Origin of the sequence: Luteibacter pinisoli (genome assembly GCF_006385595.1) — a bacterium.
Classification (GTDB): domain Bacteria; phylum Pseudomonadota; class Gammaproteobacteria; order Xanthomonadales; family Rhodanobacteraceae; genus Luteibacter; species Luteibacter pinisoli.
Genome location: NZ_CP041046.1, coordinates 1,191,941 through 1,216,181, shown reverse-complemented (window position 1 = coordinate 1,216,181; position 24,241 = coordinate 1,191,941). Strand labels below are relative to the sequence as shown.

General features: G+C 66.4%; 24 protein-coding genes and 1 pseudogene. 10 read left to right on the top strand and 15 right to left on the bottom strand.

What is annotated here, in order from left to right:
• Positions 1–81: 81 nt before the first annotated feature.
• Positions 82–522, top strand: a complete 441-nt coding sequence (locus FIV34_RS05535; protein WP_246058757.1) for a hypothetical protein — start codon at positions 82–84, stop codon at positions 520–522.
• A gap of 9 nt (positions 523–531) precedes the next feature.
• On the top strand, positions 532–756 hold the full coding sequence (locus FIV34_RS05530) for a hypothetical protein (protein ID WP_139980458.1): 225 nt from the start codon (positions 532–534) through the stop codon (positions 754–756).
• Positions 757–800: 44 nt separating this feature from the next.
• Here FIV34_RS05530 and FIV34_RS05525 read toward each other — a convergent pair whose 3' ends face one another.
• The gene (locus FIV34_RS05525; protein WP_139980456.1) at positions 801–2,390 is read right to left on the bottom strand and encodes an arylsulfatase; all 1,590 of its coding nucleotides are present in this window, start codon (positions 2,388–2,390) and stop codon (positions 801–803) included.
• Positions 2,391–2,420: 30 nt separating this feature from the next.
• Positions 2,421–3,449 (bottom strand): haloacid dehalogenase-like hydrolase, encoded by a 1,029-nt coding sequence (locus FIV34_RS05520; RefSeq protein ID WP_139980454.1) that lies wholly within the window; start codon positions 3,447–3,449, stop codon positions 2,421–2,423.
• A 176-nt stretch (positions 3,450–3,625) separates the two neighbouring features.
• On the opposite strand from FIV34_RS05520, the gene FIV34_RS05515 reads away from it, so the two are divergent.
• Positions 3,626–4,114, top strand: coding sequence for a YidH family protein (locus tag FIV34_RS05515; protein ID WP_211352714.1), 489 nt, complete (start codon positions 3,626–3,628; stop codon positions 4,112–4,114).
• Here FIV34_RS05515 and FIV34_RS05510 read toward each other — a convergent pair.
• From FIV34_RS05510 to FIV34_RS05490, 5 genes are all read right to left on the bottom strand, one after another.
• Complete coding sequence (locus tag FIV34_RS05510; RefSeq protein ID WP_139980452.1) at positions 4,111–4,578, bottom strand: YMGG-like glycine zipper-containing protein; 468 nt, start codon at positions 4,576–4,578, stop codon at positions 4,111–4,113. The genes FIV34_RS05515 and FIV34_RS05510 overlap by 4 nt on opposite strands.
• Before the next feature lie 13 nt (positions 4,579–4,591).
• Entirely contained in the window at positions 4,592–5,173 is a 582-nt protein-coding gene (locus FIV34_RS05505; RefSeq protein WP_139980450.1) for a hypothetical protein, read from the bottom strand.
• Positions 5,174–5,265: 92 nt separating this feature from the next.
• Entirely contained in the window at positions 5,266–5,913 is a 648-nt protein-coding gene (locus tag FIV34_RS05500) for a response regulator (RefSeq protein WP_139980448.1), read from the bottom strand.
• 8 nt (positions 5,914–5,921) lie between these two features.
• Entirely contained in the window at positions 5,922–6,863 is a 942-nt protein-coding gene (locus FIV34_RS05495) for a SphA family protein (protein WP_139980446.1), read from the bottom strand.
• A 97-nt stretch (positions 6,864–6,960) separates the two neighbouring features.
• Positions 6,961–9,192, bottom strand: coding sequence for a patatin-like phospholipase family protein (locus FIV34_RS05490; protein WP_139980444.1), 2,232 nt, complete (start codon positions 9,190–9,192; stop codon positions 6,961–6,963).
• A gap of 239 nt (positions 9,193–9,431) precedes the next feature.
• Here FIV34_RS05490 and FIV34_RS05485 point away from each other — a divergent pair, with 239 nt between their 5' ends.
• The 5 genes and pseudogenes from FIV34_RS05485 (at position 9,432) to FIV34_RS05470 (ending at position 13,186) form a co-directional block, all read left to right on the top strand.
• A complete protein-coding gene (locus tag FIV34_RS05485) occupies positions 9,432–11,012 on the top strand; it encodes a sensor histidine kinase (RefSeq protein WP_170207518.1) in 1,581 nt (526 codons plus the stop codon).
• Positions 10,973–11,314: pseudogene (locus tag FIV34_RS21470) on the top strand (response regulator); the annotation flags it as partial. The gene FIV34_RS05485 and the pseudogene FIV34_RS21470, both read left to right, overlap by 40 nt.
• Positions 11,297–11,635 carry a LuxR C-terminal-related transcriptional regulator gene (locus tag FIV34_RS21465; protein WP_425462918.1) on the top strand — a complete coding sequence of 113 codons (339 nt, stop codon included), beginning with the start codon at positions 11,297–11,299 and terminating at the stop codon, positions 11,633–11,635. The pseudogene FIV34_RS21470 and the gene FIV34_RS21465, both read left to right, overlap by 18 nt.
• An 84-nt stretch (positions 11,636–11,719) precedes the next feature.
• A complete protein-coding gene (locus FIV34_RS05475) occupies positions 11,720–12,133 on the top strand; it encodes a response regulator (protein ID WP_139980440.1) in 414 nt (137 codons plus the stop codon).
• Positions 12,134–12,229: 96 nt separating this feature from the next.
• Positions 12,230–13,186 (top strand): formylglycine-generating enzyme family protein, encoded by a 957-nt coding sequence (locus FIV34_RS05470; RefSeq protein WP_246058755.1) that lies wholly within the window; start codon positions 12,230–12,232, stop codon positions 13,184–13,186.
• On the opposite strand, the gene FIV34_RS05465 is transcribed toward FIV34_RS05470, so the two are convergent.
• The 3 genes from FIV34_RS05465 to FIV34_RS05455 form a co-directional block, all read right to left on the bottom strand.
• A complete protein-coding gene (locus FIV34_RS05465; protein WP_170207517.1) occupies positions 13,176–13,814 on the bottom strand; it encodes a MarC family protein in 639 nt (212 codons plus the stop codon). The two genes, FIV34_RS05470 and FIV34_RS05465, sit on opposite strands and share 11 nt — an antisense overlap.
• A gap of 96 nt (positions 13,815–13,910) precedes the next feature.
• Positions 13,911–15,941, bottom strand: coding sequence for a glycoside hydrolase family protein (locus FIV34_RS05460; protein ID WP_139980436.1), 2,031 nt, complete (start codon positions 15,939–15,941; stop codon positions 13,911–13,913).
• Positions 15,942–15,998: 57 nt separating this feature from the next.
• Positions 15,999–16,448, bottom strand: a complete 450-nt coding sequence (locus FIV34_RS05455; protein WP_139980434.1) for a DUF4442 domain-containing protein — start codon at positions 16,446–16,448, stop codon at positions 15,999–16,001.
• 132 nt (positions 16,449–16,580) lie between these two features.
• Between FIV34_RS05455 and FIV34_RS05450 the strand changes: the two genes are divergently transcribed.
• Positions 16,581–18,455 (top strand): M61 family metallopeptidase, encoded by a 1,875-nt coding sequence (locus FIV34_RS05450; RefSeq protein ID WP_139980432.1) that lies wholly within the window; start codon positions 16,581–16,583, stop codon positions 18,453–18,455.
• A gap of 65 nt (positions 18,456–18,520) precedes the next feature.
• Here the strand turns inward: FIV34_RS05450 and FIV34_RS05445 are convergent, their stop codons facing one another.
• The 5 genes from FIV34_RS05445 to FIV34_RS05425 form a co-directional block, all read right to left on the bottom strand.
• Entirely contained in the window at positions 18,521–19,039 is a 519-nt protein-coding gene (locus tag FIV34_RS05445) for a Dps family protein (protein WP_139980430.1), read from the bottom strand.
• 86 nt (positions 19,040–19,125) lie between these two features.
• Positions 19,126–20,514, bottom strand: a complete 1,389-nt coding sequence (locus FIV34_RS05440; RefSeq protein WP_139980428.1) for a sensor histidine kinase — start codon at positions 20,512–20,514, stop codon at positions 19,126–19,128.
• Positions 20,511–21,176 (bottom strand): response regulator, encoded by a 666-nt coding sequence (locus FIV34_RS05435; protein WP_139980426.1) that lies wholly within the window; start codon positions 21,174–21,176, stop codon positions 20,511–20,513. The genes FIV34_RS05440 and FIV34_RS05435 overlap by 4 nt, the downstream gene beginning before the upstream one ends.
• Positions 21,177–21,244: 68 nt before the next feature.
• Entirely contained in the window at positions 21,245–21,856 is a 612-nt protein-coding gene (locus tag FIV34_RS05430; protein ID WP_139980424.1) for a hypothetical protein, read from the bottom strand.
• 11 nt (positions 21,857–21,867) lie between these two features.
• On the bottom strand, positions 21,868–22,374 hold the full coding sequence (locus FIV34_RS05425) for an RNA polymerase sigma factor (protein ID WP_139980422.1): 507 nt from the start codon (positions 22,372–22,374) through the stop codon (positions 21,868–21,870).
• A gap of 81 nt (positions 22,375–22,455) precedes the next feature.
• Between FIV34_RS05425 and FIV34_RS05420 the strand changes: the two genes are divergently transcribed.
• Complete coding sequence (locus tag FIV34_RS05420; RefSeq protein ID WP_139980420.1) at positions 22,456–24,240, top strand: M14 family metallopeptidase; 1,785 nt, start codon at positions 22,456–22,458, stop codon at positions 24,238–24,240.
• Position 24,241: the final 1 nt, after the last annotated feature.

The window sequence follows — 24,241 nt, the reverse complement described above, 5'->3', positions numbered from 1 at the left end:
AGTACAACTACGGACCCGGTCGTCGCAGCGAATGGATAGATTGGAAGCGGCACCCTGCCGCGCCTTGCGAAGGAGGAACCGATGAACATGCGTCCGCTCGTCCCCGTTGCCCTGCTTGCCCTGTTGTGTGCGCCCCTGCCGGGCCATGCCGCGCCCTATGTCGAGTGCGTCATGCGTTTCAACCTTTCCTCGTGGGCCGTTTTGTACAAACACGCCTCCGGCCACGGCACCATCACCTGCAAGGACGGCAGCAGTATGAAGGTAAAGATCACCGCCAATGGCGGTGGCCTGGCCCTGAGCAAGTCGGAGATCAAGGACGGCAAGGCCAACTTCACCGGCCTGCGCACCATCAACGATGCGCTGGGAAGCTACGCGGCCGCCGAAGCGGATAGCGGTATCGTCAAGCACGGCGCGGGCCAGGTGATGACCAAGGGCGAGGTCTCCGTGTCGCTCGCCGGCGCCGGCGAAGGCATCGGCCTGGGCGTGGCCATCGGCGCGTTCACCCTCTCGCGCGAGCGCTAGGAGGCTGCCGTGCGCCGCCATCCTTCCGACTATTCCTTCGAGATCGTCACGGTGCATCACGTCGCCGACAACGACGTGACCTGCTTCACCGCCGACGCCATCGTGCGCAACGCCGCGGGCGACGAAGTGGCCCGCCTGCCGGGCAAGCGCATGCATACCTATGTGGAAGCCGCCGAGGACGACGCCGTGGCGGCGGCACGCCAGGCGATCCGCGAACTGCGCCGGGGCGGCTAGCCGGACACCTGCAGGAGCGCAGCGCTCCTGCAGGTTTGCGTGCCTCAGTCCGCGCGCACCGAGGTACTGAGGGCTTTCAGGGCATCATCAATGGTGAAGCTGTTCGGATGCTGGACAGGCGGGAAGTCCTTGAACGTCGCCGCCCACTGATCCATCAGGCGCCACGCACCAAAGATGATGTACGCGTGGTGGATGAACCAGTCCCAGTACGAGTTGGACGTGACGTCAGCGAACTCGTAAGGGTCCGTCCGCAGGTTGTACAGCTTCGGTAGGCGCAGCCGGGTGAACGGTTCTGCCCACACCTGCATGGTGCCCTTGCAGCGCTGTTCCATGAAGGTCACCTTCCAGTTGTCGTAGCGAAGACCCAACACGTCGCCATCGTCACTGAGATAGACGAACATCTTTCGCGGACTGAGCGCCGTGCCGTCGGTCAGGTGCTTGACCAGGCTCGAGCCGTCGATGTGGTTCTTGTACGTGCGGCCGATGGCCTTGTAGCCCTTCTTCAGTTCATCCACGACGCCCGGCGCACCCGCGATCTCAGCGAAGGTCGGCAGCCAGTCGTGGTGCTGGACGATTTCGTTGGAGATCCGCCCCGCCTCGATCTTGCCCGGCCAGCGGACAATCAGCGGAATGCGGAACGCGCCTTCCCAGTTGGTGTTCTTTTCGCTGCGGAAGGGCGTGGTACCGGCATCCGGCCAGCTGTTCCGGTGCGGGCCGTTGTCGGTGGAGTACATGACGAAGGTATCCTCGGTGATACCGAGTTCGTCGAGGTAATCGAGCACCTCACCCACGTTGCGATCGTGGTCGATCATCGTGTCGTGGTACGGCGACTGCCAGCGACCGGACTGGCGGAGGCTCTCTTCCTTGGTGTGCGTGATGAAGTGCATGTGGGTCGTGTTCAACCACACGAAGAACGGGGTGTCGTCATCCACCTGGCGCTTGATGAAGTCCTTGGTCGCTGCCACGAATTCGTCGTCGCAGGTGTCCATGCGCGTGGTATCGAGCGGACCGGTGTCCTTCACCTTCTGCTTGCCCACCCGGCCAAAACGCGGGTCTTCCGTGGGATCATCCTTGTCGGTTGCCCAGGAGTGCATGACACCGCGCGGACGAATCGCCTTGACGAAGTCCGGGAAATCCTTTTCCGGGAAATAGTCGTACATCTCCGGCTCTTCCTCGGCATTGAGGTGATACAGGTTGCCGAAAAACTCGTCGAAGCCGTGCATCGTGGGGAGATGCTTGTTGAGGTCACCCAGGTGGTTCTTGCCGAACTGCCCCGTGGCATAACCCTGGTTCTTCAACACGGCGGCGATGGTGATGAGCTTGTCCGACATGCCGATGGGTGCGGCCGGCACGCCAACCTTCGACAGGCCGGTGCGATAGACGCTCTGTCCGGTGATGAACGACGAACGCCCTGCGGTGCACGACTGCTCGCCGTAGGAATCGGTGAACATCATGCCTTCGCGGGCGAGCCGATCGATGTTCGGCGTCTGGTAGCCCATCAGGCCGTGCGTGTAGCAGCTGAGGTTGCTGATGCCGATGTCGTCACCCCAGATCACCAGGATGTTCGGGCGCTTTCCCGCCTTGCCGCCGCCCTTGGCCGGCGCGGGCTTCTTTTCGTTTTTGCTGGTTGCCATGATGGCTCCTGACGTGGGTCGGTGGCGTCTTCAGGGGGACGGCGGACGCGCGGTCACCGTTGGGTCGAATACGTTCTTCCAGTCGTCGCGCATGCTGACGACGCGGAAGTGGTAGCGCGAGGCGGCGGCGAGCGAATCGCCTCCCTTGTCCGGATAGGCCGCCTCGCGGGCGGCATCGTCGTGGTTGATCAACAGCGCGAATGCGGGGCCGCCGCGGTCCATGGCGTAGCGCATCATCGCCACGTCGCCAAAGCCGCCGACATTGCCGCCGACGAACACGGGCCGGCGGCCAATGGCCAGGTGGATCGCGGGGGGTTTGCCGTCGCGGTCGACCACTTTGTCCACCTTGCCGGTGTAGGCCAGCACGACGCGGCCGTCGCGCACTTCCACGCGGGTGGCGAGGCTGGTGCCGATGACGCGCTCCGGTGGGATACCGAACACCTCTTTCGACAACGCGCGCGTGTAGGCGATCGGCGAGCCGCTGCAAATCCAGGTCTGGAAGCCATTCGCCTCCAGGTAGCCCAGCAACTCACGCATGGGCCGGTAGGCCAGCTGTGTATAGGGCACGCCGTAGCGCGGGCTTTTCAGCGTCCGGACTTCCTTTACATAGCCCGAAGTGACCTCGTCGACGCTACGGCCGTCGATCGCCGCCGCGGCAATCTGCGCGATGCCAGCCTCACCGGTGGCTTCGACGGCAGCGATATCGCCCTTGAGCAGGGCGGCGATACCGGGCTCGTTCGCGAGCTCCGGGTGTTTGCCCACCGCCGTCTTCACATCCGCGATGATCGGCAGGACCGCACCGGGAAACGGCTTCTCCGTCGCCAGCGTGCCGTCCATGTCAAACACGGCGACGCGATCCTCGGGTGCGATGTAACCGCTACCGCCCTCCTTCACGGCATCCGTGACGAAGCTGATGACGGCCGAGCGGGCCGCTCCCTCGTTCCACGAAGGCAACGGGTCGCTGTCGGCGGTGAAATGCGCCCGCCCCGATGTGGCCAGCACCAGGAACAGCACCACGGATGCCACGGTATGCCGGAGTTCCCACCGATAGCTAAGCATGGCGTCGCCTCAGTACATGCAGGCTTAGATCATCGGTAGTGAGACGAACCCACCCAAGCGTAGTACGGCCCATTGCCCTGTAGGTAAATCTACCCAGCACACCCAACAGCATTTGCGCTGTGCCGCGACCCCGGCGCCGCCGACACTGTGACGGCACCCGCACCGTGGAGAACCGCATGCCCTCGAACGACGACAGGTACCAGTACGTCAACGCCGCACTGATGGGACCCTCGCCAGACCCCGCGGTGGAGCTCTCGGCGCGCCGCACGGGCATGTCCTTCCAGCGCACGCGCATGAGCACGGACCGCACGCTGATGTCGATCATGCGTACGTCGGTATCGTTGATCAGCTTCGGCTTCACCATCGCGCAATTTTTCGAGCGGCTGCGCGCCAATAAGGTCATCGCCGAGGGCAGCGGCGCCGCACGGCATTTCGGCCTGGCCATGGTCGGGCTGGGCGTGGTGATGCTCCTCCTGGGCATCAGCTATCACCTGTACTACATGCATACCCTGCGGCTGGAACGCGACGCCATGACCCGCGAAGGCCTCATCCACGGGGCCTCGCCCTACCCCGTGTCGCTGACCCTGCTGGTGTCACTGGCCCTGCTGGGCATCGGCATTTTCGCCGTAGTCAGCGTGGTCAGCGACATCGGCCCGCTCCACTAGCGGATGGTGTATCCCCGGCCGGTCATGCATGAGCCATAGGCCTGGTTGAACGTGGCGAGCGTGTTCTGTTGCTGGTTCACCGCCGCGGCATTGTTGGCCCGCTTCTCCTGCCGGGCCCGCATGCCACCCGCGACGACACCCGCCGTGGCGCCCACGCCAGCACCATGCCCGGCGTCGTTGTTGGCCACGCCACCAATGACGGCACCCGCCGCCGCGCCGCGCGCTGCGCCACGTACGCGCTGTCCCCCGCCGACGGCAGGGCCGGTCTGCTGGGCCGCCGGCTGGTTCGCCATTTGCTGGCTGATGCCCGTCTGCGACTGCGTCCAGTTGCGGCAGTACGCCGCGTCGGACGCCTGCGTCTCGGTGCTCTGCCCCTTGGCCGGGTAAGCCACCGGCTGCTGGGCGTACGACGCGCCCGGCAGGCTGATAAGAAGGCCGAGCACGGCCATGCGAATCGGATTCATGGGATGTCCTCGCTCAGCGCAGTACGCCGTCGGCTTTGAGTTTCGGGATCAGGGTGTTCGCGAGCGTCTCGGTGGCCTTGGGAATATCGGTGGTCGCCACGCCGCGGGTGTTCACCGTCCAGACCAGCTTGTCCGCACGCGCATCCCACACGCTGGTCTCCAGCGTCACCAGGGTGGTCTGGGTCACCTCGGGCGTGGATGCCCAGGCACCGCCGTACCAGCCATAGAAGCCGCCGCCATACGGGCCCCCGGGGCCAGGCGACACGTTGATCCGGTCCTCGACGCGCTGCACGCGCGTCACCAGCACGGCCTGGCTGCCGGTGGATTTCACCAGGTCACCCAGCTTCGCCGAGCCACCTTCCCCGGGCGGGATGCTGTCGTAACTGGCCGCGGCGCGAATGCCGGCAGCCTTTAACTGCCCAACGAAGGTGTCTTCGAACAGCCGTCGCGTGGTGTCGCTGCGGGCCACGCCCACCACCAGCACCGAGGACGCCGGCGGCCCGCGCCATGCGGGATCCTTCCATTCGCTCGTGATGCTGACGGTGGAGCAACCGGCAAGGGCGACGAGTGCGATGACGGTGGGACGAAGCTTCATGGCGGCACGCTCCTTCGACGAAGTCAGTGGAAACTGTGGGCACACCGGCATACCGGGGACAGCGAAGAGCTACCGGCTGTCGGTACGTAGTTCTACGGCAGGCCACCGTGATCGCGGATCAGGCCCATGCGCATGGCCTCGCGCACCAGGGCGACGCCGCTGTGCACGCGGAACAGTTCCAGCAGGGCCTGGCGGTGGCTTTCCACGGTGCGCACCGAGATGCCGAGCTCGACAGCGATATCGGTGGCGCGCAGGCCACGTGCCATGCGCTCAAGCACTTCGCGCTGGCGACGGGTCAGCCGGTGCACCGGCGCCGGCGCGTTCACCAGTGCCGCCATCAGGCTGGGGCTCACGTAGCGACGGCCTTCGGTGACATCACGCAGGGCGTCCAGCAGTTCGCCGCGTGGCGAGTGTTTCAGTACGTACGCCCAGGCACCGGCCTGCATGGCCTCCTGGACCACCAGCGGCTCGTCATGCCCGGACAGCACGATGAAACGGGTATCGTCGCGACGCGCGGCAAGCCGACGGAGCGGCTCGAGTCCGGGCAGGTCCGGCAGGTCGATGTCGCCCACCACGAGCATGCCCGGCACCACCCGTTCCAGCAGCGCGGCCGCCGAGTGCACCAGCGACACGCTGCGTACGGCTGGGGCGAGCAACGCGCCCACGCCTTCCGCGACGACTCGGTGATGGTCGGCCACCACCACGTCAATCGGCATCACCGTGCCTGCAGCGTCCTGCATGACGCGCGCTACAGCGCAAACGAGACGTTGAGAACCAGCGGTTCGCCCTTGATCCGGTTCTTCACGTCAAACTCCTTCACGTAGCGAAGCGTGAAGTCGATGCTGCTGTCCTTGCTGAAGGACTTCTTGTAGTCGATGGCAGGGCCGGCGCCCAGTGCGCGCCCCTTGAAACCGTTGAGACGGTCTGCGGTCGGCCCCTTGTCGTCGCTGGTCTGCTGGATCCAGCCGAACACCGCGCCGAAACCCCAGCCGCTGGGCGTGCGCTTCATCGCCAGCAGGTCCAGATGCGCCACCGGGGCGTTCCTGTAATCCGTGGCGTTGTTCTTCGTCGAGAAGTCCACGCCGACCAGGCCGCTCAGCTCGATCGAACCACGATCGAACAGGTGCGTGTAGCCCACGCCCGGCGTGAACGTCCACGTGTTCATGCCGAGGTTGGCGAGCCGCCCCTTGTCATAGCGCGCCGTCGGTGCGTACACGTAAACGCCAAACGACCAGTGCTCGACTTCGCTGACGTGGTAACTGGCGATCACCGGTGCGAAGTACAGATCGAACGGGCCGGACGCGCTGTCCTTGACCTGGCCCTGGCGTTGGCCGATGACGAGTCCTGCGGTGACGGCAGGCCGGATGTACGGCATGGTGAACATGCTGGCGATATTCCAGCGGCCTTTGCCGGTATCCCAGATATAGGCAAACGTGGCGGCGTACAGATCCACCTTCGCGCGCAGGTTGACCGCGGCGAGGCCGCCGATCGGCACCTCGCGGCTCGCACCGATGTTCCCGGAATAATTGATATAGCTGATCGAGAAGTGCAGCCCGGGGTCCGGCGGGATGATGCCGACGTAGGGCGTGATCTGCGCACCGGTGATGGATCGCCCCAAGGCCCCCTCGGTCGCCAGGCTGGTGGCGGGAAGGCAGGCGCACAACAGGGCGAACGCAATGCGACGATTCATGGCGGCGTCCGTTCTCGTGATGGCTTGCCTACACTGAAGGCACCGGGCGCCGCGTTTAAGCGAAACTACACTCAAGCCACGTAGGTAAAACTACCGCCTAAAGCCCGGGACGCAGCAGCGATCCGAAGGTGAGATACACGGCGGTGTGCCCACCCGCGGCATGGCCGACACCGAGGAACACGGGGCCGAGTGGTGACTGCACGCCGGCGAAGATGCTTCCCGCGTAGATCAGCGAATCCAGGCGCACGTCGCTCTTGTCCCGCCAGGTATTGCCCGCCTCCAGGCTCATGCCGATGAAGATGGGCGTGGAGAAGATGGCATCGAGGTTACCTGTGCGCCGGTACAGCACCGCGCGGCCCAGCGCCGATTGCGTGCCGTACAGCGAGCGCTCTCCGTAGCCGGAGAGATTGAGGAAGCCGCCGATGAAGCTCTGCGATTCGAAGAAATTGGTGTTGTCCAGCGAGCTCGCCGCACGCACGCCAAGCAACAGGTGATAGCGCCCGGTACTGAGCCCCCAGTCAGGCACCCAGTCGGCCACCAGCCGCACGACATCCCCGCTGACCTTGCCGCCGAGGAAGGTCCGGTAGCTGGAGTAATCGAGGTTCATGTGCGCACCCCGCGTCGGGAATTGCGCGTTATCCAGGCTATCCCAGTCCAGCCCGAGACCCAGCGAGGCATAGTCCGAAATGCCATTGGGGTAAGCAGAGGGCGTGCCGACACGCAGGTCGCCATCGTCGCGTCCACGCGCTATCGACGTGGAAATGCGCCAGTACGGGGCCGGTGTCCAGCCGAGCTCGATACCACCACCCAGGCGGCGGATTCGGTATTCGGCCAGCTGCTTGTCACCCTTGCCGTCGAACACGGGGACGTCTTCGTTACGCGCCGTCAGCGTCGGTTGCACGTAAACGGTGGAACCCTGGCCGAAGGGTTGGAAGAACTCCGAGCGCACGCCGCCAATGCGGCCGCTCCAGAAGGTATTGCGCCACTCGCCACCGCTCTGGTTGAGGTTGGTCGCGGTAAGCTCGGCGGAGATCAGGTACTCGCTACGCCCGTTGAAGTCGTCATCCAGCTGGAAGCCCATCTTGCCGTAGATCGGACCCCAGCTCTTGTCCACCGGCGTGAGGCGGATACCGCGCTCACCGTCGCGCTCCTCAAGGTGATAATCCACCTGCTGGTAGCCGCCCTGCCCGTAGATGGTGCCGATGCGCGCCTCGACGTCCTTGGCGTTGTACGGTTTGCCGATCTCCGGCTGCATCTGCTTTTCGGCGAACTTCGCGGCGAAGGTTTTCTTCGAATCGACGTCGACGAACGCGATCAGCTTGGGATCGAACTCGCGCTGGCGATGGTTGGCCTGCCAGGCCTGCCAGACCTGGGGCGACGCGGTGAGTGCGCGCAGCCTCGGCAGGGCCGCTTCGGCCGCCGCGCGGCCGATGGCGATGGCTTCGGGCGCGCGATTGAACTCCCCTGCCCCGAGTGTGCCCAGCGCGGGCCGGATCAGGATGTCGTCGTCGGCGAGGTCCTTGAGCTGGCGATCGGTCTTCTCCGCCATCAGCGCGCTGACCATCTGGTTGAGCAGGGCCACGGGGTTGCTGAGCTGCGACTCTTCGGCCAGCGGTGAGCCCACGTCAACCACGATCAGCCGGTCCGTGCCCATGGCCCGCACGACGTCGATGGGCACGTTGTCCATCAGGCCACCATCCACCAGCAGCTTGCCGTCCACGTTGGTGGGCGCGAACGCCCCCGGCACGGACATGCTCGAACGGATGGCCAGGGGAAGATCGCCGCTGGCGAACACCACCGGCTTGCCGACGACGATATCGGTGGCCACGGCGCGGAACGGGATGTTCAGGTCGTTGAAGTCATGGACGTCCCACGTGGAGATGAGCAGACGGCGGAGCAGCAGCAACAGCTTCTGGCCCTGCACCACGCCCGCTGGCGTCACGATGTGCCCGTTCTTGTAGCCCACCTCGAAGTTCAGCAGGTAGCGGTAGTCCGCGTCCTTGCGGTGCATGGGCTCTTCGGCGCGATCGGGGTCGTCGGAGAACAGATCCTTCCAGTCCAGTGCGCCGATCACGTGTTCCATCTCGTCCGCCGAGTACCCCGCGGCGTAGAGGCCGCCGACGATCGAGCCCATGCTGGTGCCGCCCACCTTGCAGATGGGGATGTGCTCGCGCTCCAGTACCTGGAGTACGCCGATATGGGCCGCGCCACGCGCGCCGCCGCCACCCAGTACCAGGCCGATGCACGGCGAGGGTTGCGTGGGGGCCGCATGCGCCATCACGGGCGTGAAGGCGCAAAGCGCCGCGGCAGCTATCCAGCTCTTGCGCATGCGCGTGGCCTCGATACCGGTGTTCCCGGCAGTCTCCGCTGTGCGGGGTGGGAGCGGCAGCGAAGAACAGGCCAGCAAAACTACGCATATTTACTTAGATAAAACTGCGAGTTAGAGCGGTATTTGCCCTTTCCGAACAGCTACGGTCCCCGTAGTATCGAGTCTGTCGCCGCGGGGGTCGGCGGCACCGCACGATGCATACGAAAGCGCGCCATCCGGGCGTGTCTGGAGCGACCCTGATGAGGGATCGGGCATTCGACCAGCGGCAGGCAGCAACCTGGTGCGCAGCGACATGCGCCGGGGTGGTCGCTGCGCAGCTGCTCTCCACGCTGCTGTGGGATCACCAGAACGGCACGCATGTCGTCTGGTTCCCCGGCGCCGTGTTGCTGGGCGCGCTACTGGCGACGTCACGTGCACTCTGGCCCGCACTCGTCGCCTGTGCCTACGCCGGAGTGGTCGCGACCATCAGCGCCTTCGGGCTCCCACTCAGTGAAGTCGCCCTCGTCGCCATTCCGAGCATGGCGCTGATTCCCGCCGCGGCGTGGTGCATGCGGCGGATGCCGCGTCGCATGCCGGCGCTGCAGGACTTCCACATGCTGGTGGTGTTCACCCTACTAGCCGTCATCGCATTACCTGTCGTGTCTGTCACCCTCACGCTTTGGCTCAGCCACTTCACCAGCCTGCACGAGAGCCTGCTGTCGGGATGGGCCAACCTGACCACGGCGCACGCGCTCGGTTATGCGCTGTATGTGCCTGCGTGGTGCAGCCTGCGCGCCCGCGAGTCCGCCTTGCGCAGCAGCGGCGGCCTGGACACCGGCTTCGCCATCCTCCTCGTCCTGGCCCTCGTGATCCTCACCATCCTCTGGTACGCGTTTGGCGACCGCGTCGAGTACCGGCCCCTGCTTTGCCTCGCGCCCACGCCCATCGTGATCGCGGCCATCCTCGGGGCGCAGATGCCGGGCAGTTCGTTGACGATGTTCACCGTCGCCGTCATCGCCGCGCACATGACCTCGCATGGCCACGGCCCCTTCACCCTGGCGTCGGCCGAGCGCACGACGCTGGCCCTGCAGGTATGGACCCTCCTTGCGGCGATCTCCGCCCTCGCCGTCGCGGTGGTGGTCGAACAACGCTTCGCCAGCCGCCGCTCGCTGGTGGCCGCGCACCGTGAACTGCACGAATTGGCCGGGCGCCTGATCGCCACGCAGGAGCAGGAACGCGCCCGGCTGGCCCGCGACCTCCATGACGACATCAACCAGCGCCTCGCCGCCGCATGCATCGATCTTTCGACCCTGCGCAAGCGCCTCGCGCCCGAATACCGCGCCGACGTCACCGGCGTGCAGGATCGGGTCGTCGCCCTGTGCGACGACGTGCGCCAGCTATCGCACCAGCTGCATCCCAGCTGCCTGCAGCATGCCGGCCTGCGCGGTGCGCTGGAAAAACTCTGCCGGCATCCGCAGGGCCACGCATGGCCCACCGTGCACCTGTTGGCGGATGAGGCGATCGATACCCTGTCCCCGGAGATCGCGCTGTGTTTCTACCGCGTCGCGCAGGAGGCCCTCGCCAACGCCGTGCGCCATGCCGATGCCCGCGACATCACCCTGCACGCCTCGGTGGACGACGGCATCGCCACGCTGCGCATCCTCGACGACGGCAAGGGCTTCGACATGGCGCCCTGCGCATCCGCGCGCATGGGCATTGGCATCACCAGTATGCATGAACGGGCGAAGCTGCTGGGGGGCAGCTTTGATATTTGCAGTACACCTGGGAAGGGAGTGGACGTATGTATTCGGATACCGACGACAACGATGACACCGATGTGATGTGTGCCACGCGTCCTCGCGTGGTCTTTGCCGATGACCACCGCATGGTGGCCGAAGGCATCACGCGCCTCCTGGATGGACGCTACGAGCTCGCCGCGCTGGCCCAGGACGGGCACGCCCTGCTCGCCCATGTGCGCAAGGAGGCACCCGACCTGGTCCTGTCGGACATCAACATGCCCGGCTGCAACGGCCTGGACGTGCTGAAGATCCTCCGTTCGGAAGGCAATACGGTGCCCTTCGTATTCCTGACCATGCATGCCGAGCCCGCGCTGGCGGCCACGGCGATGCGTACCGGCGCGAACGGCTACGTGCTGAAACTTTCGGCCGGCGAGGAATTGCTGGTTGCCCTGCAGCAGGTACTGGATGGCCGCAGCTACGTCACGCCGTCACTGGGTGCGCGTTATCTGCGCGGCCACATGGGCGACCTGCACGAGCTCACGCCGAAGCAACGCGAAGTGCTGCGCCTGGTCGGCACGGGCCTGCGTTCCAAGCAGATTGCCGCGCAGCTGGGCCTCTCGGTGCGCACCGTGGAGGCGCATAAGTACACCATCATGCAGATCCTCGACGTGCACAGCACGCTGGAGCTGGTGCGGCGTTCCGAGGAGCTGGGCCTGTTTTTCTAGGCACGCAGCGGAAGTAGATATACGCACTTTCTTACGCGTGCGTTTACGCTGTCCCGATACACGGTGAACCGTGAGAGTCAGGGCATGGAAGCCCAGACTGTCCTTGCCCGCCGCCCTTCGCTGGTGCTGGCGGAAGACCATCCGCAGATGTCTCGCGAAATGACGCGACTGCTCGAGGACGATTTTGAGATCGTGGCGGTGGTCACCGACGGCGAAGCGCTGCTGACCTGGGCGTCGCGCCTGTGCCCGGACGTGGTGGTCACGGACATCGGCATGCCGGGCATGGACGGGATTGAAGCGGCGAGCCGGCTGGTGCGCTGGTTGCCCGGGATCCCGATTGTCTTCGTCAGCGTGCATGACGAACCCGAGATCGTGCGCCGGGCGCTGGCAATCGGCAGGGGCTTCGTCGTGAAAACGGCCGCCGGCGACGAACTCGTGGACGCCGTGCACGCGGCACTGCGCGGCGATTCCTTCGTGTCGCACTGGCATACCCCGTAAAACTACCGAAGGCGGTGCCGTAATTGCACGGACGCAGGCCAGCGAGCCCGTGGCGACGATGGCACCCAGGCCCACCGAATCCACAGGAACCACCCCATGCAGCCTGCACGGCAAGTCACGACAGAGAACCCGGGCATGGTGGCCCTGCCCGGCGGCGTCTTCCGCATGGGCTCGGCGCACTACTATCCGGAGGAGCAGCCCGTGCATAACGTGCGGGTGGATCCTTTCTGGATCGACCGCACGCCGGTGACCAACGCCGAGTTCGCGCGCTTCGTGGCGGCGACGGGGCATGTCACCGTCGCCGAGCGGGCGCCGCGTGCGGAGGACTACCCAGGAGCCCTGCCGCACATGCTGCGCGCCGGCTCGCTGGTGTTCACACCGCCGCCGGGACCGGTGCCGATGGAGCTGGGCTACTGGTGGCAATTCGTCTTTGGTGCCGACTGGCGCCACCCGCTGGGCCCGGACAGCGACATCGACGGACTCGATGACCATCCCGTGGTCCATGTCGCGGCCGACGACGCCGAAGCCTATGCGGCCTGGGCGGGAAAGCGACTGCCCACCGAAGCCGAATGGGAATACGCCGCACGCGGCGGCCTCGATGGAGCGGACTACGCGTGGGGCGAGTTCCTCGCCCCCATGGGCCATGTGCTGGCGAACTACTGGCAGGGTCGCTTTCCGTGGGAGAACACCCTGGACGATGGCTTCGCCCGCACGTCCCCCGTCGGGCACTTCCCCGCGAACGGCTACGGGCTGGTCGACATGATCGGCAACACGTGGGAATGGACGTCCGACTGGTACCGCGACCACCACCCGGCGAATGCACAGAAAGCCTGTTGCGTGCCGACCAACCCGCGCGGCGGCAACCGCGAAGAGAGTGCCGACGGCCGCGACGCGGCGCACATCCCGCGCCGGGTCCTCAAGGGTGGCTCACACCTGTGCGCACCTAACTATTGCCAGCGCTATCGCCCCGCGGCGCGCTACCCGCACGCCGTGGATACCTCGACCAGCCACATCGGCTTTCGCTGCGTGGCGGACGACAGCGTCAAGGGGTGAGGTGCGCGCCGTGGAACATGGCGAACAGCACCTGGGCGATCATCTGCAACGCCAGCGCCACCTGGAGGATGCCCAGCACCGCACCGAGGATCTGCAGCGGCAACGGCGTGATCCAGCGCATGATCTGGTGCGCAAACTGCATCGTGATGAGGTTCAGCACCATCACCAGCACGGCCATGGCCACGATCCCCAACGTCCGCGACGCGTCCGCGCTCACCGCCATCAGGGTGATCACCGTGGCGACGCCATAGGGCGTGACCACCACGGGAAAGACCAGGCGCATGACGGGTGTGGCCGGCGTCGGTGATGGCGATGCGGCGGCCGGCTCGGCGTATTGAGCCAGCACGATGCGCAACGCGACCAGGAAGAACACGATCCCACCCGCCAGCTCCATGATCGACGCCGAGATGGCCCAGTTATGCATCAGGCCTGCGCCCACATAGCCACCGATGAGCACCGCGATCATCGCAATGGCCGTGACCTTCCAGGGGATGCTGCGCCGGACCTCGGCAGGCATGGCATGGGTGATCGCCACGTACGGGCCGATGACCTTCAGGGGGCCCAGCATGATGAAGAAAAACAGGAAGACCTTGGCAAGGCCGAGCGTGTAGGTGTGTTCGACAGGCATCGCACGCTCCGGTCCGCAGGGTATGCGGGTGAGCATGGACGCGTGCCCAGGGCCGAACCACCGAAGGAAGGTGCAGGCCCCGGGCAGTAGTTCTGCTTAGGCCACGGGGGTGCCCGACAGCGCCGGGAAGGCCGTGATGCGCAACTTCGCACCCGCATACGGCACCAGCTTCAGCGTCACGGCGGGCTCGCCGGTTGCCACGACCTTCTCCGGCACGGGGTCGGCGGCGCCCTCTTCGGCCTTCCAGGCCACGGGCTGGCCCTTGATGCTGAGCGTCACCGCGGGGGATGCGCCGGCGAACGGCCGGTCGCCGATGGGGTGTTCTTCGGCTTTCGCCTCGGGTGCCACGCCATAGTTCCACGCACTGGTCGGGTAGATCTGCCAGTCGTTGGTGAGACCGCGCGGGCGCCACTTCACCCACGATTCGCCAATGGGGAGCGAAAACACCAACGGACCGCGGACGAAGGTCACCGCGTTGTTGTAACCCTTTTCGGTAACGACCTCGGCGGGGAATGACAGCGCGATACGATCACCCGGCTTCCAGGTGCGCTCGATCGTATGGAAGCCCGCTTCGGCCTTCACCGCCACGGCCGTGCCGTTGACCTTGAGTACCGGATGCCTGCACCACGCAGGAATGCGCACTCGCAGCGGGAACGCGACGGCCTGTGCAGGCTTCACGGTGATGACGATATCACCACGGAACGGGTAATCCGTGGCCTGTTCGATGGCGACGGGGACGTCGCGCACCACCGTCGACACGTTGCACGGCGCGTACACCGTGGCGGCCAGCCCGCGGTCGCTCGTTGCCATCCACAGCGAGGCGGTGAGTTTCGGCCAGCCCTGGTGGAAGTTGGCCGTGCAGCAGCCGAAGTGTGGATCGAGGCCGAAGATATTGGCCTCCGGGCCGTTCGTCGTCCACGGCCTCCGGTGCAGGCTCACTTCCACCTGGTTCGGCTGCTGGTCGTACTGGTGCGCCCACATGTCATCGGTGAACGTGCCGGGCAGCGCGTTGTACGCGATACGTTCGATGCGATCGCCGAGCGCGGCGTCGCCGGTGATCGCCAGCGCCATCTCCAGGGAATACATCGCTTCGACGACGGTGCACAGCTCCACGCCCTGCGACGGGCTGCGGCCGGCCAGGTGTTCGTCGGCGGAGAACATGCCGTTCGGCAGGCCGTGGTACGTATCGAGCATGTCGAGCTGGTGATGGATGGCCGCGCGGTCATCGGCGCTGCGCGAGATCAGCGACCACACCGGCGAAGCCTTCAGCGCCTGCGCGTTGTTCACGCCGTGCACCTGCAGGCCATCGTCCACCATGAAAACGTCGCCCCCGCCGTTGCGCATCTTCGCTTCCAGCGCCTTCACGTCCACCTTCTCCTTGAACGAGAAGTTGGCGAACATGCCCTGCCAGTCATAGCCCTGCTTCTTGAGCAGATGGGCGAGTTCGATCAGCTTAGGGTCCTGCGTGCGTGTGTACAGCCACACCAGCACCGCCACTTCGTCCTGCCAGCGCATGCGGCCCCAGTCGCGCAGCGGCCGTTCGGGCAACGCGGTGAGCTGGTAGTGGAAGTACGCGGTCATGAAGGGCACGACGCGCGCATCGCCGGTGAGCTCCTGGTACTGGGCCAGCACCTTGAGCATCACCATGCGCGGCCACCAGTCGTCATTGCTGCGCGGGCCGAACATGCCATTGGGCCAAGGGTTTGCCAGCGTCCAGTCGATGAAGCGCTGGGCCTTGGCCTTCAGCGGCGCCGAATCCAGCTGCCACGCGAGCGGTAGCAGGCCATCGAGGAAATACGGGCCACGCTCCCACGATTCGCCCTTGCCACCGAGCCAGCCACTTTCCGGGCCGAGATCGGGCCAGGTCTCGTCGACATGGCCGCCGAGGCCGTCGGCCTGGATCTGCAACTGGCGGCGCAGCCAGCCCGTGGGGGTGATGGCGCCCGCGGGCAGCAGTTGCAGGGGTTGCGGCGCAAGCGGTGCGGGCGGGAAGGCCGGCGCGGCGGGGGCGGCCTTGCCACCCGATGCCGCGGCGGCGGCCGTGGCCGCGAGCGGCACGAAGGACGCCAGCGTGCCCATGGCGGAAGCGCGCAGGAAGGCGCGGCGGCTCGTTGCGGTGTCACCCATGGATCGACATCCCCGTACTGGTCCGGCTGTCGATACTGGCAGGCGACGCGCGCTACGTCACCCCTTGGGCTTCTTCCGCCGCACGTAAAGCTGCTTGCGCACGGTGGCGATAAGCTCGCCGGACGCGGTGCGGATATCGGTATCGAACCAGCGCAGGTGCTTCTGGCCATCCGCGCATTCGGCGCGGATCTCGTCCAGCATGGCGTCTTCCACGCGGAATTCCGCATAGACGTCTTCACGGCCAGGCGCCACGAAGCGGATTTCGCCGGCCTGGTCCCAGACGATGTAATCGTTGCCCAGGCTTTTCAGCACCATGATCATCCAGAACGGATCGGTCATGGAGAACAGGTTGCCGCCAAACTGCGTGCGCACGTAATTGCGGTTGTACCAGGCGAGCTTCAGTTTCACCTTTGCGTAGCGGTAGTCACTGAAGGTGACGACACGGATCCCGGCGAACAGGAACGGGGGCCAGGCGTTGAGGATACGCCGGAGGGTAGGTGCTTTCATGGGGGCCATCGTAGCCTCGCGGCGCGCCGTGACGAAGCCCCCCGTTTGAAACATGCGTGACCTCTGGCATATACGACCAGCCACCGACTGGTTCCACCATCGGGCATTCATCCGCCGCCCCGGGAACTGCCCATGCGCCTGCCCCTCCGTCGTGCCTCGCTCGCCAGCGCCATCGCGCTGGCCACCCTCGCTCCCGCCGCCTTTGCGCAGGAGCTCCCCGCGCCGGTCGACCAGCCCTACAAGGGCAACCTCGCCGTCACGGTGGACCTGACCGACGAGGCGCGGCACCTGTTCCACGTGCGCGAGAGCATCCCGGTATCCCCCGGCCACGTGATCCTCTATTACCCGAAGTGGATCCCGGGCGAGCACGGCCCCTCCGGCCCGCTGGCCAGCGTCGCCGGCTTCATCGTCACCGCCAACGGCAAGAAGATCCCCTGGCGCCGTGACCTCAAGGAAATGTACGCCTTCCACGTGGACGTCCCCGAAGGCGTGGACAAGCTCGACCTGAGCTTCGATTACCTCGCCTCCGCCACGCCGCACTACGTGCCGCTGGAATTCAACGAGGTCTCGTTCTACCCGGCCGGCTACTACACCAGCCGCATCACCATCGAACCGACGGTGAAGCTGCCCGCCGGCTGGAAGTTCGCCACGGCGCTGGAGACCGCCTCGCAGTCCGGCGACACCGTCACCTTCAAGCCGGTGAGCTACGAAAACTTCGTCGACTCGCCGCTGATCGCCGGCCAGTTCTTCAACCGCGTGGACCTCGCCCCGGGCCAGACCACCCCGGTGCACCTGGATATCGTCGGCGAGACCGCCGAGAGCGTGAAGATCACCGACAAGCAGACCGCGCCGCAGCGCAGCCTCATCGAGCAGGCCAACAAGCTGTTCGGTGCGCACCACTACGGCCATTACGACTTCCTGCTGGTGGTCTCCGACCACACCGGCCACTTCGGCCTGGAACACCACCAGTCCAGCGATGACCGCCTGTTCGCCAACTTCCTCACCGATGGCGACGTGCATACGGCGGCCGGCACGCTGCTGCCGCACGAGTACGTGCACTCGTGGAACGGCAAGTTCCGCCGCCCGGCGGATCTGTGGACCCCGACGTTCACCGAGCCGATGCAGGACGACCTGCTCTGGGTGTACGAAGGCCTCACCGACTACTGGGCCGGCGTGCTTACCGCCCGCTCGGGCATCTGGACGACCGACCAGTGGCGCGATTCGCTGGCCTCCATCGCCGCCGACATGGGCGCGCGTACCGGCCGCCAGTGGCGCTCGCTGCAGGACACCGCCGACGGCATCCCGCTTTCGTCGCGCGGCGCGTCGGGCTGGATCAACCTGCGCCGCAGCTCGGATTACTACCCGGAAGGCCAGATGCTCTGGCTGGACGTGGATACGAAGATCCGCGACCTCTCCGGCGGCAAGCACACGCTGGATGAATTCGCCAAGGCCTTCTACGGCATGGACAACGGCAGCTACGTGCCGAAGACCTATACGTTCGAGGACGTGGTGAAGACGCTCAACGACGTGCAGCCGTACGACTGGAAGACCTTCCTGCGCACGCGCCTGGATTACACCGGCGACACGATGCCGGAAAAGGGTATCGAAGGCGGCGGCTGGAAGCTTTCCTTCGACGACAAGCCGTCGGCGATCGCGAAGACCCAGGAAAAGCTGCGCAAGACGATCAACCTGGCCTACTCGCTGGGCATCCAGGTGTCAGACAAGGGTGAAGTGCGCGATGCGCAGTGGGAAGGTGCCGCGGCCAAGGCCGGCCTGGTGCCGGGCGTCACCATCGTCGCCGTGAACGGCAAGGACTTCTCGGCGCAGGTGCTCAAGGATGCCGTGGCCGATGCCAAGGCGACCACCACGCCGATCGAGTTCCTGGTGAAGAACGTCGATGACTACCAGACCGTGAAAGTGGATTACCACGGTGGCCTGAAGTACCCGCACCTGGTGCGCGGCGAAGGCAAGGACCTGATCGGCGCCATTGCCACCCCCAAGAAATAAACACACGCCCCTTTCGCGACATCGCAACAAACCCCGTTGCGATGTCGCGAAACCCTCCAGGGCGCTTACTTCTCGCGAGCAATCTCAAACAGGAACCACGCGCGACGCTCCGCCTGGTCGATCCAGTTTTCGATCAGGCTGGCCGTGGCCACGTCGGCGTATTCATCGCACACGCCATGCGTTTCGCGCAGCGACGCGATGAAGCGCATGTTGTCTTCGCGCAGCTCCGCGATCATGTCCTGCGGGGTGACGAAATCGGCGTCGTTGTCGGAGAGGCGCTGCAGGCGGCTGATGTGGCCGATGGAGCGCAGCGTCGTACCACCGATCTTGCGCACGCGCTCGGCGATATCGTCGGTGATCTCGAAAATCTGCTCCGACTGTTCGTCCAGCAGCAGGTGCAGGTCGCGGAAGCGCGGACCGGACATGTGCCAATGGAAGTTCTTGGTCTTCAGGTACAGCGCGAAGGTGTCGGCAAGCAACGCATTCAGCTCGGCAGAAATGTCGCGCGTCGCATCCGCGCCGAGACCGCTGGGCGTGTGCAGGTCGGCCTTGCGGCGGGTCTTGGCGGCTTCGGTGTTTTTCATTGCGTGGGCTCCTCCGGTTTGGGCTCCCGAGGATGCGCCGACGCACGTTACAAAAGCTTGCACGAACGTATCAGGCGCCGGGTGGCTCAGGTTGGCAAAGTCACCACCACCCTGAGACCGCGACCGGCGTGGCCGTCCAGCAGTTCCACCGTCGCGCCGTGCAGTTCGGCCGCCCGCTGGACGATGGAGAGGCCGAGGCCATAGCCTTCCGCCTGCGTATCCGCGCCACGGGCAAAGCGGCTGAACATGCCGGCTCGCCGGGCGGCGGGGATGCCCGGGCCGTCGTCCACGACTTCGATGACCGGATGGCCGTCGCGCCGGTCCACCGACAGCGAGACGTGGCCGCCCGGGGGTACGTGCCGGAAGGCGTTGTCCAGCAGATTGCGCAGCAGCGCGCCCAGCGCCACGGCGTAGCCCTCCACGTGGAGGTCCTCGGCGAGGCGGTCGATGGAGAGTTCCACGTTGCCGCGCGCGATCACCGGCGACAACTCGTCGATCGTATCCAGCGCCAGTGCGCCCAGGTCCACCCGCGAGCGGGGGCCCGATGCGGCGCCCGCTTCCAGCCGCGCCAGCGCCAGCAGCTGCTCCGTCCGCCGCGCCAGGGACACCAGGCATTCGCGCGCGGCTTCCAGTGCGGCCTGGGCTTCTTCGGGGCGCGCCGAGGCCATGGCGCTTTCCAGGTTGATCATGGTCGAGGCCAGCGGCGTGCGCAGTTCGTGCGCCACGTCGGCGCTGAAGCGGCGCTCACGCTCCAGGGCGCTTTCCAGCCGGAAAATCTGCTCGTTCAGCGCCGCCAGCACCGGCTGCAGTTCCTCCGGCGCGGTGCTCAGGTGGATCGGTTCGCGGCTGCCCGGCTCGCGCCGGGACAAGGCACCCGCCAGCTCTTCCAGCGGGCCCAGGCCACGACGGATCGCCCAGCCCACCAGCAGCGCCAGCAGCGGCAGGCCCAGCAGGGTCGGCAGACCATGTTCCACCCACAGGGCGCGGGTAATCTCGTGGCGGCTGTCGTAGCGCTCGCCCGCGCGGATGGTGATGCCTTCCTTCTCCATGATCAGGGTGAACACCCGCCAGGTGTACCGGCCGTGGTCGACGTCCTCGAACTGGCCATCGGGTACGAAGGTGCGGGGGACACCGGCCAGGTTCTCTGTGGCCATGAGCAGGGTGCCGTCGCGGTCGAACACCTGGAAACCGACCTCGGACTCGTAGGTGCGGCCTTCCACCGTGAGTTCGGCGGGATGGTTGGAGATGCTCGGCACGAGCAGGCGGGCCGTGCGCTGGTCGCGCAGCTGGTCCACGCCAATCCGGTTCACCAGCACTTCCAGCGTGCGTGCGGCCTGCGCCAGGCGGCCGTCCGAGAGCTCATCCACTTCGTTCAGCGTGCGCTGCGCGCTGAGCACGCCCAGCGGCAACAGCACGGCGGCGAGCACCCCGATGATAAGCACGAGGAGGCGCGATCGCAGGCTGAGCGACCTCACGTCGGTTCCCGCGGCACCATGTAGCCGAAACCGCGCACCGTCTGGATGGCGCCCGGGCTCAGCTTGCGCCGCAGCGAGTGGACCAGCACCTCCAGCGCGCTCGTGCTCACGTCGCTGCCAGGCCCATAGAGCGAGGTCTCCAGCGCCTCGCGACGGACGATGCGGCCGGCCCGTTCCATCAGCGCCTGCAGCAGGCCGAACTCGCGCCGCGTGAGGTCCACCTTCTCGCCTCGCCACACCACGTCGAAGGTGCCCAGGTCGAGGCTCAGCGCCCCGGCCTCGAGGCGATTCACCGCGGCGCCACGAACACGGCGCGACAGCGAGCGGATTCGTGCCGCCAGCTCGTCCAGGTGGAACGGCTTGACGATGTAGTCGTCCGCACCCGCATCCAGCACCTGGATGCGCGCATCGAGCTGGTCACGGGCCGACATGACGATGACCGGCGTGGTCACCCGCAGGCGGCGCGCGTCCGTCAGCACGTCCAGGCCGTCCATGCCGGGCAGGCCAAGATCGAGGAGCACCAGGTCGGCATCGAGCTCGCGCAGCGCCACCAGGGCCTCGTTGCCGTCACGGATCCAGGTGATGGTGTGGGCGAGGCGCTCCAGCGCGCGGCGGATGGCATCGCCGAGCTGGGGGTCGTCTTCGACGAGGAGGATGTGCACGCAGGCATGGCCTTGGGGGTGGGGAACCGTGCGGATTATCAGGAGCCCCAGCTTAGCTCGGGCTTAGGTTACCCGCCGCGGGTGAAGCGGATGACTTCATCCAGCCGCTCCCGGGCGCGGCGCACCGCCCCGCCCTCCGGCGCCTTGTCGAGCCGCGACACGAGGACGAACACGCCCGCGCACACGACCCCCGCCAGCAGGTTGAAGGCCATGTATACCGGGTTGGCCGCCACGATATCCACGCCCAGCAGCGCGAAGGCACAGACCACCATCGGTACCCACATGAAGCAACCGGCCACGCCAAACCAGCGGCCCTCGCGGATGCGCCAGGCGCGGAGCGTCGCAACGCGTTGCTGCAGTTCGACCACGGGTACGTCCTCGACGGCCCGCGCGGCCAGGACCAGGTTGCGGGCCGCCGCCACGATCATGGCGATGCCGTAGAGGTGCAGGAGCAGGCCGGCCACGAGGGGGCCGGCCGCGTCGCGGTGGTCCACCCAGAACGAACCCGCCGCCATGGCCAGCAACAGCCCGGCCAACGCCTGCACCGACTGCCCCCAGCGCAGCGGCCGCAGCTCGGCGCGCACGCCCCGCGCCGCGCCGCCCGTCGGCATGGCCACTTCCAGCCTCGCCACGCGGCGGTCCAGTTCGGCCCAGCTGGCTTTCAGTTCGTCGAGTTCCATGCGTGTCTCCTTCAGGGGGTAGGCGTGCCAATGAGTTGGCGGCGCAGGCGCTGCTTCAGGCGGGCGATGCGCGTGCCCACGTTGGTTTCGGAAAGGCCGAGCACGCCCGCGATCTCGGTGTAGGGCAGCTCGTCCAGGTAAAGCAGGGCCAGGGCGCGTTCGAGGGGCTCCAGGGCCTCGATCGCCCGGGCCAGGTGAGCAAGCCGTTCGTCGGGCTCGACGATGGGCATGCCGCCTTCCAAGGCATCCAGTGCATCGGCGCCCTCCATGGGCGGCCGTTCGCGCTCGCGGCGGGCATGCGAGAGCCCTACGTTGAGCGCCACCCGATACATCCACGTCGTGAACGGCCGTGCCGGGTCATAGGAGGCGAATGAGCGCCACACCTGCAGCGCAATATCCTGCGCCAGGTCCTGCCGGTCCTCGGCATTGCGTGCATACACCGCGGCCACCTTGAACACGATGCGGCGGTGCTCACGCAGCAGGCTTTCGCAGCGTCGTCGGCGTTCCTCGTCGGCCATGTGCCCTCCTCTTTCCCCCATGATTCGCCCGGCGCGGCAAAAAATCACACAATGGCCGGATTCCCCTCGCCGGTAGGTTCCATGCGCGCCACTCGCCTTTTCCTCGCCCTGCTCGCCGCCGCCCCGTTCGCCAGCCATGCCAGCGAGTCCTGGATCACCCCGGCCGAGGCCTCGGGCTTCCGCACCACGCCATCCTATGCGGACACGCTGGCCTACCTGCATCGCGTGGTAGATGCCTCGCACGGCACGCTGAGCCTGCAGACCTTCGGCACCACGCCCGAAGGCCGGCCGATGACGGTAGTGGTTGCTGCGAAAGACGGCGACCTGACACCCGAGAAGGCACGCGCCGCCGGCAAGCCCGTGGTGCTGCTGCAGGCGGGCATCCACCCCGGCGAGATCGAGGGCAAGGATGCCGGCCTGATGCTGCTGCGCGACTTCGCGGTCACTGGCAAGCTCGCCCACCTGCTCGACCACGCCGTGCTGGTGTTCATCCCGGTGTATAGCGTGGATGGCCACGAGAACGCGGGCCCGTACTTCCGCATCAACCAGAACGGCCCGGAACAGATGGGCTTTCGCGGCCAGGCCCAGTACCTCAACCTCAACCGCGACTACGTGAAAGCCGACGCGCCGGAAACCCGCGCGTGGCTGCAGCTGTGGAACACCTGGCGGCCGGACCTGCTGATCGACATCCACACCACCGATGGCGCTGACTACCAGTACGACCTCACCTGGTACACCGAGGATGCGCACAAGCTGGCGCCTTCCGTGGCGGCCTGGCAGAAGGCCGCCATCGACGGTGATGCCATTCCGCATTACGAGGCCATGGGCCACCTCGCCTCGCCGTACCTGGAATTCAAGGACGGCCGCGACCCGACCAAGGGCATCGAGAACTTCGGTTCCGGCCCGCGCTTCTCCACGGGCTACGCGGCGATCCGCAACCGCGCCGGCCTGCTGATCGAAACGCACATGCTGAAGCCGTACGCGGTGCGCGTGCACGGCACCTACGACATCGTGCGTGCCGTGCTCGACCACGTGAATCGCGACCCGGCGGCGCTACTGAAAGCATCGAAGGATGCCGACACGTGGGCCGCCGCGCTCTCCGCCGCACCGGACGCGTCGCTGGCCGTCACCTTCAAAGCGGACCCGACATCGAAGCCATTCACGCTGAAGGGTTACGCGTTCACGCAGACGAAGAGCGACATCTCCGGCGACACCTGGATCCAGTACGACCCGACCAGGAAGAAGACCTACGCGATCCAGAGCTGGCTCGACCTGCAGCCGGACGTGGCCGCGCCGTTGCCGGCCGCGTGGGTGATCCCGGCGCAGTGGACGGCGATCATCAGCCGCCTCGATGCGCACCATATTCCGTATACGACCACGCAGGCACCGGTCACCGTCAGCGCCACGCAGGACATGCTGACCAACCCGAGCTGGGCCGAGAAGCCCTTCGAGGGCCACCACCTGCTGCGCGATGCCACCATCACCCCCGCGCAGGCCACGGTGACGCTCCCGGCCGGCACCGTGATCGTGCGCAGTGATGACGCCGACGCCGTGCTTGCCGCCAACCTGCTCGATGCGCGCGCACCGGATTCACTGCTGCGCTGGGGTTACCTCGACGCCATCTTCGAGCCGAAGGAATACGGCGAGCCGCGCGTGATGGAAGCCCTGGCTCGCAAGATGATCGCGGAGAACCCGGCGCTGAAGGCCGAGTTCGATGCGAAGGTCGCCGCCGATCCGGCCTTCGCATCGAGCCCGCGCGCCCGCCTGTCGTTCTTCTTCGAACGCAGCCCGTGGTACACCGCGCAGAAGGTGGGGGCGTACCCCGTGCTTCGCCTCGACCGCACCGCCCTGCAGCAGGTGCACTGAG